This is a genomic window from Micromonospora vinacea (genome assembly GCF_015751785.1).
In the GTDB taxonomy this organism is placed as follows: domain Bacteria; phylum Actinomycetota; class Actinomycetes; order Mycobacteriales; family Micromonosporaceae; genus Micromonospora; species Micromonospora vinacea.
The window spans coordinates 2580089-2592996 of sequence record NZ_JADOTY010000001.1 but is presented as its reverse complement, the minus strand read 5'-3'; the positions used below and the strand labels follow the sequence as shown (position 1 = coordinate 2592996).

At 71.1% G+C, this 12908-nt stretch carries 11 protein-coding genes; 2 read left to right on the top strand and 9 right to left on the bottom strand.

From position 1 onward, the window contains the following. Positions 1-42: 42 nt before the first annotated feature. Both IW249_RS12460 and IW249_RS12455 read right to left on the bottom strand, forming a co-directional pair. A complete protein-coding gene (locus IW249_RS12460; RefSeq protein ID WP_238683696.1) occupies positions 43-717 on the bottom strand; it encodes a response regulator in 675 nt (224 codons plus the stop codon). Continuing rightward, positions 714-1793 (bottom strand): sensor histidine kinase, encoded by a 1080-nt coding sequence (locus IW249_RS12455; protein WP_196920871.1) that lies wholly within the window; start codon positions 1791-1793, stop codon positions 714-716. The genes IW249_RS12460 and IW249_RS12455 overlap by 4 nt, the downstream gene beginning before the upstream one ends. Positions 1794-2126: 333 nt before the next feature. Between IW249_RS12455 and IW249_RS12450 the strand changes: the two genes are divergently transcribed. Next, positions 2127-3590 (top strand): multicopper oxidase family protein, encoded by a 1464-nt coding sequence (locus IW249_RS12450; protein WP_196920870.1) that lies wholly within the window; start codon positions 2127-2129, stop codon positions 3588-3590. Positions 3591-3610: 20 nt separating this feature from the next. After that, positions 3611-4045 (top strand): SRPBCC family protein, encoded by a 435-nt coding sequence (locus IW249_RS12445; RefSeq protein WP_307788577.1) that lies wholly within the window; start codon positions 3611-3613, stop codon positions 4043-4045. 124 nt (positions 4046-4169) lie between these two features. Here IW249_RS12445 and IW249_RS12440 read toward each other — a convergent pair whose 3' ends face one another. From IW249_RS12440 to IW249_RS12410, 7 genes are all read right to left on the bottom strand, one after another. Then, a complete protein-coding gene (locus IW249_RS12440) occupies positions 4170-4772 on the bottom strand; it encodes a hypothetical protein (RefSeq protein WP_196920868.1) in 603 nt (200 codons plus the stop codon). After that, positions 4769-5779 carry an ABC transporter ATP-binding protein gene (locus IW249_RS12435; RefSeq protein ID WP_372432958.1) on the bottom strand — a complete coding sequence of 337 codons (1011 nt, stop codon included), beginning with the start codon at positions 5777-5779 and terminating at the stop codon, positions 4769-4771. The genes IW249_RS12440 and IW249_RS12435 overlap by 4 nt, the downstream gene beginning before the upstream one ends. 54 nt (positions 5780-5833) lie before the next feature. Then, positions 5834-7123, bottom strand: a complete 1290-nt coding sequence (locus tag IW249_RS12430; RefSeq protein ID WP_196920867.1) for a CE1 family esterase — start codon at positions 7121-7123, stop codon at positions 5834-5836. Between the two features lie 210 nt (positions 7124-7333). Beyond that, positions 7334-8479, bottom strand: coding sequence for an alanine racemase (locus IW249_RS12425; RefSeq protein ID WP_196920866.1), 1146 nt, complete (start codon positions 8477-8479; stop codon positions 7334-7336). Further along, positions 8476-10074, bottom strand: coding sequence for an IucA/IucC family protein (locus tag IW249_RS12420; RefSeq protein ID WP_196920865.1), 1599 nt, complete (start codon positions 10072-10074; stop codon positions 8476-8478). The genes IW249_RS12425 and IW249_RS12420 overlap by 4 nt, the downstream gene beginning before the upstream one ends. After that, positions 10071-11699: an IucA/IucC family protein gene (locus tag IW249_RS12415; protein ID WP_196920864.1), complete on the bottom strand. Its 1629-nt coding sequence runs from the start codon at positions 11697-11699 to the stop codon at positions 10071-10073. Before IW249_RS12415 ends, IW249_RS12420 begins: the two co-directional genes overlap by 4 nt. Then, positions 11696-12865: an ATP-grasp domain-containing protein gene (locus IW249_RS12410; RefSeq protein ID WP_196924757.1), complete on the bottom strand. Its 1170-nt coding sequence runs from the start codon at positions 12863-12865 to the stop codon at positions 11696-11698. The genes IW249_RS12415 and IW249_RS12410 overlap by 4 nt, the downstream gene beginning before the upstream one ends. Positions 12866-12908: the final 43 nt, after the last annotated feature.

Here is a 12908-nt window from a genome sequence, read left to right as displayed (position 1 = left end):
CGTTTGCGGGCAAGTTACCCAGAGCAATCCTTGAGCGGCCCGCTATCCGTGAAAGGTCGGATCGCAGAGCCTCGGCAGGACGATCAGCGAGGCCGCGATGGCCCTGTTGACCGCGTCGATCCGGGAAACCGCACCGAGTTTGGCGAAGATGTTGCGCAGGTGGCGCTTGACCGTCGCCTCCGACAGGCAGAGCCGACCGGCGATCTGGGCGTTGCTCATCGCCTGACCGACCAGTTGCAGGACCTCGCGCTCACGGTCCGACAATGTGCTGTGCACCGGCCCTTGCACCTGGGTCAGGCTCTCCCGCGACACCGCCAGCATCACCGGCGCGTCATCGGCGCGGGCGCCGCGGATCGCCGCCACCAACTCCTGGCGGGTCGAGTTCTTCAGCAGGTAGCCGCAGATGCCGAGGGTCAACAACTCGCGCAACAGCGTCGGGCCGTCGAACATGCTGAGGATGATGACCCGGCTCGCCGGCGCCACGTCGCGGATCCGGCGGACCGTGGTGGTCACCCCGTCGCCGGGGATCTGCACGTCGAGCAGCACGATGTCGGGCTGGCGGATTCGGATCTCGTTGATCGCGGCGCCGCTGTCGCCGGCCTCGCCGACGACCACGAGGTCGCGCTGGGCGTCGAGGATCTCCCGGAGGCCGTCGCGCACCACGACGTGGTCGTCGACCAACACGATGCGGGTCGGCTCGATCATCGTGACGGTCACCGGCCGACCCCCGCCTCGACGGCGAGCAGCGGCACGACGAGCTCGACCGAAGCGCCGTGGTCGCCCGTCGCGCGCACCGCGAGGCGACCGCCGACGACGGCCGCGCGCTCAGCCATCGCGCGCAGGCCGGAGCCGTCGCGCACCGTCGCGGGATCGAAGCCCACCCCGTCGTCGGCGACTGTCGCCCGCAACTCGTGCGGGGTGATGTCGATGACCGCGTGGATCACTCGAGCGCCGGCGTGGGCGACCGCGTTGCGCAGCGCTTCACGGACGACCAGGAAGACCTCGTCGAGCACCTCGGGCGGCACCCACGACTCGTCGCCGTTGATCTCGGTGTGCAGACGTGTCTCGCCCGTCTCGACAGTCGACAGGAAGTTGGCCAGCGCCTCGTCGAGTGACCCGAGCGGCTGAGAGAGCCGAAGGTCGGCGATGAGCACCCGCAGATAGCCGACCGCGTCGTGGAGCGACTCACGGGCGATGACCACCCGGCGATCGACGTCGTCGTGGCGACGTTCCTGGGCGAGCTCGTGGGCCTCCAGATTGCGGTACGCCGCACTGAGGCTGTGGCCCAGCCGGTCGTGCAGCTCGCGCGCGATCAGGGAACGCTCGGCGATCTGCGCCTGGTGGACCTCGTTCATCAGGCCGGCGGCGTAGCGCGAACTCGCGTCGAGCAGCCGGGTCAGTGTCGTGCGGGTGAGCGCGTCGGCGACCAGCGCCAGGATCACGCCCTGGTCGGGCTGGCCACCCAGCTGCTCCAGCGCGTCGGCCAACACGATGTCGGCCAGCGCGACGACCGCGCGGAAGCACTCGCGTGGATGAAGCTCGACGCCCTCGGTGGACACCGCCGGCGGTGGTGTCGACAGTGGATTGTTCGTCTCGCGACGTATCTCGGCCATCGTCTCCCGGAGCAGGGCGTCGGCCTGCGTCGGGTAGCTGTCGATCAGGTCAGCGGCCCCGGCAAAGTCGTCACTCGCAGCGGCAAGACGCTGACGGTAGGCGGCAAGAATCGGTTGACGCCTGCGTTCGAGGACCTCGGCAGCGGTCCTCCGCAGCGCATCGTTTTTCCCAACAACCATTGCGGATCCCCCGGTGTGTGCCCTATTGCTCCCCAGGTGCGGGCACGAACGGCTCTCCCCAGCGCCGGCTGCCCGCCGTGTCGCCGACTCCCCCCGTCGTGGGCGACAAAGCACTCAGATCGGATCGGCCTTTTACGAGTTGTCACGGCCGACTACTCGCACGAGTCTACGGTCTCACCGCGCACCGTTGGAAGCATCGAAGCTTAGCTTTTGGTAGTCACACCAAAACTTAAGGTGAAATCCACATTTGGTCGCGACCAGTTTTCGACTGCGCGTCGAGGTGTCTCCCTGACAGTTCACCCGAGACCTCGACCACCAGGAGTGGAGCGACCAATGGTGAGCAGACGCAACGTCATGAAGGCCGGCGCCACCGCGGGAGCAGCCGCGCTGGTCACGGCCACCGCGGCGGCGGCGGCGCGCGGTTCCACCCCGTCCGCGGCGCCGGCCCACGGCACCCACACCGACCACGGAAAGGCGGCACACGTCGCGGCCGTCACCGCCCCATTCGCTGTCCGGATGCCGATACCACCCGTACAACAGCCGATCGCCTCGGTAGCCAACACCGACTTCTACGTCGTTTCCACCCGTAAGGCTCAAGTGGAGATTCTGCCCGGGACGCGTACCGAAGTGTTGACGTATGACGGGCAGTTTCCCGGCCCGACGTTCCGGGTCAAGACGGGCCGGCTCGCGGTCATCGCGCACAGCAACCACCTCGACATGCCGACCGCGGTACACGTGCACGGAGGCCACACACCGTCGAGCAGCGACGGGTTCCCGACCGACGTGCTCGACCCGGGTAGGAGCCGGCTCTACAGCTATCCCAACAAGCAGCGGGCCGCCACGCTCTGGTACCACGACCATGCCCATCACATGGAGGCCGAGCACGTGTTCCGCGGGCTCGCCGGCTTCTTCCTGATCGACGACCCGGCCCAGGCCGAACTCCGGTTGCCGTCCGGCAACTACGACATCCCGATCATGCTGCGCGACGCGCGGTTCGCCGAAGACGCGAGCCTGGTCTTCGAACACGACGACTTCCAGTTCCGCAACACGATCCTCGTCAACGGCAAGCCGCAGCCCTACTTCCAGGTGGCCGCCCGCAAGTACCGGCTGCGCTTCGCCAACGCGTCCAACCTCCGCACGTTCACCCTGCGGCTCGGCAACGACGCCGAGGTCACCCAGATCGCGAGCGACGGCGGGCTGCTCACCGGGCCGACGCCGATCCGCTCGTGGAGCCTCACACCCGGCGAGCGGATCGAGATCGTCGTCGACTTCCGTGCGTTCCCGGTCGGCAGCCAGGTCTTCCTCGACGACGCCGTGGCCGGGCCGGTGCTGCGTTTCGACGTCAACCGGGCCGCCGCCGACACCAGCCGGGTGCCCGACCGGCTGAGCACCATCCCCGCGCTGCCGGCGGCCACCAAGGAGCGGGCGTTCACGCTCAACTTCAACCCGTCGACCGGGCAGTTCCTCATCAACGGGCAGCAGTTCGACGCCGACCGGGTCGACACCGAGATCAAGCGCAACACGACCGAGGTGTGGACGGTGACCAACGGCGACACGCTCTTCGGCATCCCGCACAACTTCCACCCCCACCTGGTCCAGTTCCGGGTGCTGGACCGCAACGGCCAGCCGCCGGCACCGGGAGAGGCCGGAGTGAAGGACACCATCTCGGTGGGGCCGGGCGAGACGGTCCGACTCCAGGCGACATTCGGGCCGTACCTTGGCCGGTATGTCTACCATTGCCACATGATCGACCACTCCGCGAGTGGGATGATGGCACAGATGAAGATCGTTCCCTGACCTCCGGAGAAAGGTTTCTTGTGCCCTCGGCAGAGAAGACAGTGCAGATCGGACGGACCCCCGACGACGTCTTCGCCTTTCTCGCCCGCGGCGAGAACGACGCGCGCTGGCGTCCCAACGTGCTCGACGTCGCGCGCGTCTCCGGCGAGGGGGTCGGCGCTCGCTACAGACAGGGACTCAAGGGCCCCGGTGGGAGCCGCATCCCGGCCGACTACGAGGTGACCGGGTTCGAGCCGGGTCGACGTCTGGCGTTCCAGGCCACCGGCAGCGTGGTACGCACCCAGGGTGAATACACGCTCCGGCCGACCGATGGCGGCGGGACCCAGCTCACCCTGAAGCTGGCGTGGCAGCCGAGCGGGCTGTCCCGCTTCCTCGGCCCGGTCGTCGGCAAGACGTTCGAGGAGGAGATCGCCGCCCTCGACGCCCTCCGCGACCTGCTCGAGGGCGAAAGCTAGTCGCGCGCAGACGAGCACCGAGGCCTTGACCAGCTCACCGCTGGTCAGGGCCTCGGGCAAGCGCCGCCGCTCGGTGTGGGCCGGGCCGGGCTCGACGCGAACCACCAGTGGTTGCCCGGTCGAACTAGTCGCCCGTCAGGTCACGGCCGATGCTGAGGCTTGCCACGACGACGGCCACGCCGGCCCACAGGGAGGCGATCAGGAGGCCGCGGGTGTCGCCGGCGCCGGCGCTGATGAGCGACGTGAACGGCAGTGGCAGCTTCAACCTGCCGATCAGACCCTCGACGAAGACGAACCAGCCCGCACTACCGAGCAGGAGCCACGTCGACCGCCGGACGATGGACGCGCAGGAGGCAGCGAGGATCGCCATGATCGGCACCACCGTCAGCAGGTCCTTGTACGGCCCTGACTCACCCCGGATCAGAACGGCGAGGCCGCTGGTGGCGACGAAGGCGGTGGCCACGACGATGGCCGCCACCAGTTGTCCACCGAGCACCACCATCCGCCTGGGTTGCGAGAGGTAGAGCAGGAAGGCCGTGCGGTGCTGGTAGTGCTGCGCCACCACCATCGCGGCGAACCCGAACGCGCCCATGCCGGCCAACAGGGCCCAGGCGTCGATGTTCACCGCTCCGAGGAGCAGGCCCAGCAGGACGAGCACGGCCAGCGAGATCGAGCTCGACCGGATGGTCGCGGTTCGGTAGAGGTCGCTGCGGAGGATCGAGATCATCGAGCGGCCGCCATGGTGAGGAAGATCTGCTCCAGGTCCGGTGGGTCGACGGTCAGTTCGTGCAGCGGCACCCGCGCCTGGAAGGCAATCTCGCCGACATCCTCGGACGTCAGGCCCACCACCTCCAGAACATCACCATTCCTGGTGACACGCCCGCCGGCGCTCTCCAACACCTGCCACAACCGCCGCTGATCACGGCTGCGGATCCGCAGACGGGAGGCCACGTTGTCGTACAGGCTGGCGAGCGGCGCCTCGCACGTGACCCGCCCCTTGACGATGATCACGACGTCGTCGATGAGATGGGCCAGCTCAGCGAGCAGGTGGCTCGACAGCAGGACAGTGCCTCCCCGGTTGGCGTGGTTGCGCAGCAGAGCGCGAATCCACGCCACACCCTCGGGGTCGAGGCCGTTCGCCGGCTCGTCCAGCACGAGTACCGGTGGGTCACACAGCAGGGCGGTGGCAACCGCCAGCCGCTGCCGCATGCCCAGCGAGTACTGGCCGGTGCGCTGACCAGCCGCCTGCGCGAGATCAACCTCGTCGAGCAGTGCGTCGACCCGTGACCGGCTCGCACCGACGATGAGCGCCTGGGAGACCAGATGCGCTCGGCCGGACTGACCGGGATGGCTGATTCCCTGTTCGAGGACGGCGCCGACCTCCTTCGACGGGTGCTTCAGGTCGCGGAACCGCCGGTGATTGATGCGTGCCTCACCGGAGGTCGGACGTGTCAGCCCGAGAAGCATCCGGAGGGTCGTGGTCTTGCCAGAGCCGTTGAGCCCGAGGAAGCCGGTGACGCGACCGGGCCGCGCCTCGAAGCTGACCCCGTTCACCGCGTGCACGTGGCCATAGGACTTCGTCAATCCAATTGCTTGTATCATCGCTGGTGAAGACCTTCGTGAGGGGTCAATGGGCCCGTTGGCTGCAACGGCCTGCCCGGTGCGGCGATCAAGCCTCTCTTCTACACGAAGCAGCCCTCCCGAATCCATGACGATCTCACGGAGTCGCGGCACCCGCGTCACCATGGGCCCGGAGCCGGTCGGCTCCGGGCCCATGTGCTGGCGAACTCAGGGGCTGGTGCAGGTGACGTTGCTGGGTGCCGTGGCACCGTTGCCCGTGGCGGTGAAACCGAAGTTGGTCGAGGCGTTCGGGCCGACAGTGCCGTTGTAGGCGGCGTTCCTGACTGTGACACTGCCGGTGGTGCCCGTGTTGGTGCCGCTCCAGAGGCTGCTGATGGCCTGACCACTGGCCAGGGTCAGACCGACGGTCCAGCCGTTCAAGGCCGCGGTGGAGTTGTTGGCCACTGTCACCTCGGCCTGGAAGCCGCCGGGCCAGGTGTTGAGCGTCCGGTAGGTGGCGGTGCAGGTGCCGGGCTCGCCGGTCGGCGGCGGGGTGGTCGGCGGCGGATCCGTGGGCGGCGGGTCGGTCGGCGGCGGAGTCGTCGGTGGCGTGGTCGACTCGAACTGGCTGAAGAACCGCCAGATCTCACCCGAGGTCCAGGTCCGGGAGTCGTTGGGGCTGCCCGACCCGTCGACCGGGCTGGGGGTGTGGTCCCCGTCGAACGCCGCCCACTGCACCGGGTAGCCGGCCCGGCATCCCGCGTACGCGGTGGTGATGTGGGTGAGGCTGCCCCGGCTCGGTTCGCGCGGGCTCTGCGCGGTGCAGCCGTTGTTCCGCACGAACGTGTCGCGCAGCTGCCGACCCTGGGAGATGTTCAGCACGCTGTCGTAGATGCCGTGGATGCCGAAGTAGGCGACGGGCTGAGTGCCCCCGTTGCATCCGCTGAGGTTCGCGCCGGAGATGACGGTGACCGCTCGGATGATCGTGGGCCGGGCGCAGGCCACCGCGTAACTCATGGCCCCGCCGTAGCTCCAGCCCAGGGCGAAGCGCTGGGTGGTGTCGACGCAGAGGTCGTTCTCGATCTGCCGGGAGATGTCGTCGAACAGGGTCAGGTCGCGACCGTTGGTGTTGGCCCAGCCGGCGTTGAGACCCTGCGGAGCGACGAAGATGGTGCTGTTGTTCGACAGTGGCTGGAGCCCGTAGTAGCCGGCCGAGGTGACGTTGTTGGCCGAGCCGTTCAACCAGTGGAAGCCGAAGATCAGTCGGTAGGGGCGGTTCCGGTCGTACCCGTCCGGGATCCGCAGGTTGTACGTGCGGCTCTGGCCGCTGCTCTGAATCGTGCGCGTCCCGCTGGCGAGTGTGGGGGCCTTGCCGCAGCCGGCGGTCGCCGCGAGGGTGCCGTAGTCGGCGGCCGCCGCCGTGGCACCGAAGCCGCCGCTCAGCGCGCCGCCGGTGGTGGCCGCGAGGAGAAGCGCCGCGGCCGCGATGGATGGGAGGAAGAACCTACGTCTCAGCATTGCTGGGGCTCCTTGCCGTTCGGCGACCAACAACGGTCGCCTGGCGTCGACGGGGGCCCGGACTGGTCACCGACGGGGAAGGCGGCGGGAGGGTGGGGCCCTCGGCGCGTCTTCGCCGGCCGGCTCGGGTGACCGGGAGCGTGCCCTTCACTCCCGGTCGAAAGATAGCATGTTATCGATAACACACCGAGCCGATCGAGCCTCCCGGGCTCACCCCCCGAGCGGCCGGGCCGCCCACTCGGCGGCCACTTTGTGCAGGTCACCGGTACGGAAGTGCGGCGGTTCGTGCAGCAGGAAGTCACGGTGGCTGATGTTCCAGGCGTACGCGCCGGCCATGGCGAACGCCAACACGTCACCCACGCCGATCGGCCCGGCGGTGGCCGAGCGGGACAACACGTCCTTCGGGGTGCAGAGTTGCCCGACCACTGTGACCGGCCCGCCGTCGGTGCGGGGGCCGCCGGCACCGCGTCGCGGGTGCACTGTGAACGGCTGCGCGTGCCCCTTCGCCGCCGGCGTCCGCAGGTGGTGCGTCCCGCCGGCCACCACCACGAACCACTCGCCGTAGGAGCGCTTCACGTCGACGACCTCGGTGAGGTACGCCCCGCAGTGGGCGGTGACCGACCGGCCCGGCTCGATGCGCAGCCGCACTCCCGGATGCCGGTCCAGGACGTCCGCCAGGGCCCGGCCGTAGCCCTCCCAGTCGAACCGCGCGTCCGGGTCGGTGTAGTCGACGGTCATGCCCCCGCCCACGTCGACCTCGGCGGCGTCGACCTCGGCCGCCGCCCACTCGACGACGGCGGCGGCAACAGTCGCGGCGAGCGGTGCGTCCAACCCACTGGCCAGGTGGGCGTGGATTCCGCGTACGTCGATGCCGGCGGGCGGGCGGCGTGCGCACGCCACCGCGTCGGCCGGGTCCATGCCGAACGGGCTGGGTCCACCGCCCATGACCAGGCTCGCGCCCGGCGCGTCGACCGGCAGGTTCACCCGCAGCAGCACCTGGGCCGACCGGCCCGCCGCGGTGGCCAGCGCGCCGAGTCGCGCCAGTTCGGTGGGTGACTCGACGTGGATGCGGCGCACCCCGGCGGCGAGAGCGGCGGCGAGGTCCGCGTCGGTCTTGCCCGGCCCGGCGTACGCGGCCGGCGCCCGCCCCGGCAGCACCTCGGCCAGCCTTCTCAGCTCGCCCCGGCTGGCGGCCTCGAACCCGTCGACGATCGGGGCGAGGGTTCGCAGCACACCGGGATCCGGGTTGGCCTTGACCGCGTACAGCAGCTCGACCGGCCGGGGCAGCGCCGCCCGGATGGCTCGGGCCTGCCCGGCCAGCGCGTCGAGGTCGTGGACGTAGACCGGTCGGGTCATCGTGGCCCACCCATGGGGTTCGGTACCGGCACGAAGGGTGCGGCCCGGTCGGCGTCGCGCCGCCAGCGGACCAGCAGGTTCGCCTTGGCCAGCAGCGGCTCCCCGGTCAGCAGCGCGCGCAGCTCGGCCGGGTCACCGAGGTCGGCGGCCACCGACTCGACGACCGCACGCAGCTCCTGCCACAGCCGCCGTTCGACTCCCGGCCGCGCGTCGGCGAGGGCGCCGCTGATCCCACCGAGGTGGTTGACGAACAGGCAGTAGACGATTCGGCGGTGGGACGCCCGGGGACCGTAGCGGACCTGCGCCGGGACACCGTCCGGCCAGGCGCCCCACCGGTCGGCGTCCAGCTTCACCCCCTCCAGGTCGCGCAGCAGCATGCGTACCGGGCGGCGGTCCCGGTCGAGCACGACGACCACGTTCTGCAGGTGCGCCTCGTGCACGACGCCGTGGCCGAGCCAACTGCGCAGCACCGCCGGCACCAGCAGGCCGACGTACGCGCGCCACCAGGCCACCGGATCCGGTGTCACCAGCGGGGCCGCGGCCAGCGCCGCTGCCAGCACCGGGGTGTCGCCGGGACGCAGGTGCGGGCGCAGACCGCCACGCAGGATCGTCCCGTACGCCTCGTCCGGGCCGGGGACGTCGACAGTGCGGTAGGCGGGCTCGGCGAGCAGCCGCACCCCGTCCGGCAGCGGCACCCGGGCCAGCAGATCGGTCAGCGCCACAGCGCCGGTGAGTTCGTAGCGGGCGTTCTTGCGCAGGCAGTTGGTGATGCGCACGTGGAGGCTGGTCTTCACGAACAGGTCGGCCTCGGGGGCGTAGAGGGTACGGACGCTCGCCGTGGGCCGTACCGGCACACCGGCCGCCCCCAGGTGGCGCAGCCGTGGGTGGGTGGGCGGGATCAGCGACAGCTGCCAGGGGTGCACCGGCAGGACGCGGTGCCCACGCGGGGGCCGTGGTGGGTCGAGGGCGGCCACCAGCGGATCGAACGGTCCGGCGTCGGCGGTCAGGTCGTCCGGTACGGCGAGCCAGTGCAGCCGGAACGCGGTGCGCAGCTCCGGCGCGTACGCCCGCCAGCTGTCCGGGTCACCGCTGCGCCACTTCGGGGTGGGGTGGTGCGGGTGGCCGAAGACCAGCGACTGTTCGGAGTCGACGTACGCGTCGATGGCGGGCTCACCGGTGGGGGTCGGGTCCTCGGCCGGTCGGTCGGCCAGTAGCCGGGCCACTGTGTCGCGGCTGGCCCGGACCTGCTCGACGAACTCGTCGTTGGCATGTCCGGTACGTGTGGTGAGCTCCGCGGCGACCAGGGCGGCCAACCCGTCGGCGTCCAGGTCTTCCCACCGTCCGCCGCCGGTGGTGCGTTGGACCGGCCCGGTGTAGCGGTGCGCGCCGAGCGGCGAGGTTCGCGCGACCTCGCAGCGCACCGTGACGTCGATGTGCGGCAGCAGCAGCCGTACGGCACCGTCGACCACTGTCGGGGTGGCGTCCGAAGGGGCCAGCTCGCGCAGCAGGCAGCCGAAGACGGCGTGGGCGGCGGCCAGGTCGGCGCGCTGACCGGTGTCGCTGGCCGGCCGGGAGCGCAACTGGGCGCTCGTCATCGTGTCTCCCGCAGGTAGTTCGGGCCGGTACGCAGGTAGTACTTGTTGATGTCGGCGCAGCCCAGCCGCTGTTTGGGCAGCAGGGTGCCGGCGGTGAGCATCGCCTTGATGGGCAGTTGGGTGGCGTGCAGGACCTGTTCGGTGAAGGTCCGCACCGCCGGTCCGTCGCCCCACCGGTCGCGGGCGGCGGCGAGCCGGGGCACCAGCGCCTCGGCGGGTGTCGGCACGGGCAGTCCTCGGGCGGCCAGGGCGACCAGGGGTGCGGCGGCGGCCAGGTGCAGGGTGATGGTGGTGAACACGTCGGCCAGCTCGTGTGGGTCGCGCGCCCACATCCGGTCGTCGTGCACTGTGAGCCCGTTCGGGCCGTCGTGCCGCGGGTCGAGCCGGGCGCCGTCGTTGTCCTTGTAGAGCAGGCCGACAGTGTCGTCCGGGCGCACCAGCAGGTGGATGTTCTGCGGGTGCGCCTCAAGGGCGATTCCGTGGCGGAGCCAGAGGAAGACGTGCCAGTCGAGCAGCAGGTCCAGATAGGACTCCAGCAGTTGGACCGGCCGCTGCGGGCTGATCCGTGCGAGGACGGTGCCCGCCACCGGGTCGGCGGCGGCGAGGGCCGCGACCGGCACCACCTGGACGCCGGCCAGGTCACGCGGAAATCGGCGGAGCAGGAAACCGCGGCGCTCGTCGCCGTCGACGTGCGCCCAGGTGCTCTCGTCGGCCTGCCGGATCCGACCGGCGAAGCTGGGTTCGGCGGTGGCGATCCGGTCGAGCAGTGCGGCGACTGCCGCGCCGTCGGCGAGTGAACCCGGTTGCAGCGTGCGTCGGTTGCGCGCGCCGAGACTCGCGGTCGGCAGCGGCAGCTTGAGATGCAGGTACGGGTCGTCGTCGAGCGCCACCGTCCGCATGGAGAGGGTGGGGCGCACCGGGGTCACCGGCAGGTCGACCAACGGGAGCGCGTCGCGGGCCACTGTGATCGGATGGGCCGGCAGCAGCAGCTGATCCGGTCGTGGCGCGCGCGGCCACCACGCTGGCAGCTCGCCCGCGAGCCGGACGTCCTCGGCCGGGGCGGCGTACCAGCGCAGCGCGAAACGGGGGGCGTGCTCCGGGGCGTACCGGAGCAGTTCGTCGTCGCGCAGACCGTGCCGGCACCGGTCGGTGGGGTAGACGGGGTGGCCCTGGTGGGCGGCGAGCACGTCGTCCAGCAGCGCCCCCGGCAGGCCGGTCGGGGCGTGCGCGCGCTCGGCGGCCACCTCGGTGAGCACCCGCGCCCGGTTGCGGGCGGCGAGCCGTCGGGCCCGCAGGTCGGCGTGGCACTCGACGGCGAAGTCCCGCCAGCCGGCCTCCGCCTCGGCGTTGCCGCGCGGGGCGAGCAGCGTCAACAGCCCGTCCAGCGTCTCCGTACGCCGCACGTCGCCGGCGCCGACCACCAGCAGCACCATCGGCGCGGCGGTGCGCAGGGCCTGCTGGAACCCGTCCGCCCGGACCGGAATGCGCAGCAGGCCGGCGGGGTGCGGCACCTGCCACCAGTCGGGCCCGTCCGGTCGGCCGGCGCTGCGCAGCTCGAGGTGGTCCTCGCGCAGCAGGGCGTCGAGCACCCGGGCGAAGACCTCCCGCTCGCAGTCGTCGCTCACTCGACGATGGTCCACTGGAGGCCACTGCGGAGGGCCGCCAGCGACTGCCGGACGGTGCTCTCGTCGGGGCCGATCCCGTGCAGCACGGCGAGGTAGTCGCGGTTCGTGCCGGTGTGCTCGGCGGTGCGGCCCACCTCGCGCAGCGGACGGCAGCCCAGCCGGACATCGCCGTGGGCGGCGTCCAGAGGGCCCGGTGCGGCGACGAGACGGCCGGACCGGTCCGCGCAGACGTACTCCACCCGGGCGTATCGGTCCACGGTGTCGGGCAGGCCGAGGGCGGCCAGCGGCTCGCCGAGGTGCAGCCGGATGACGTACTCGAACAACGGCACACCGAACAGGTCGGCGAGGATCAGGTCCATCCGGTCGCCGATGAGGCGGTAGTTCACCTCGATGAGCCGGACCCGGCCGTCGGAGACGACGTATTCGGTGTGGCAGGCGCCGAAGCCGACCCCGAGCGCGTCGAGCCGCGCCCGCAGCTGGGTGCGCGCCTGCTCCCCCGGGGGCGACCAGTCGAGACTTTCCTCGGTGAAGGTCGGCGGCGGGCCGAGGCCGGTGCGCCACCCGCCGAGGGAGGCCAGTTCGGTGCCGTCGCCGAGGGTCTCGAAGGTGCGCAGCTCGCCGTCGAGGTACTCCTCGACCACCAGGGCCACGTCGGGCCGCCGGCCACGGATCTCGGCGACCCGGGCGACCAACTCGGCGTGGTCGGCCACCAGGTAGGCATCCTCACTGGCCACTCCCTCGCGGGGTTTGACCACCGCCGGAAACATCAGGGTCGGCACCTCCGGCGCGGCGCCGGGTTCGACTGTGACGGTGCGTACCAGATCGAGGCCCGCAGCGGCGATCGCCCGGCGGGCCGCGGCCTTGTCCTTGCAGAGACGCGCGGTGTCCGGGTCCTTGCCGGGCAGACCGAGCTTTCGGGCGGCGATCGCGGTGGCCTCCTGGAGATGGTCGCTGTTGGACAGTAGCGCCACCGGTCGGGTGGGTGCCGCCGCCGCGACCACAGCGGCCGGGTCACGGACCGCGCACCGCGCCACCCGCACCTCCGCCGGCCATTCGCCCGGCCGGTCGGTCAGCACTGTGGTCGACAGCCCGAGCGACGCCGCCGCCGGGAGAAACCCGTCCAGGACGGCGTCGGTGGGGTTGAGCGCGGTCAGGTAGAGCCGCATGCCGCCTCCGTCGACTACCACGATGTCACTATTAGGGTAGCCT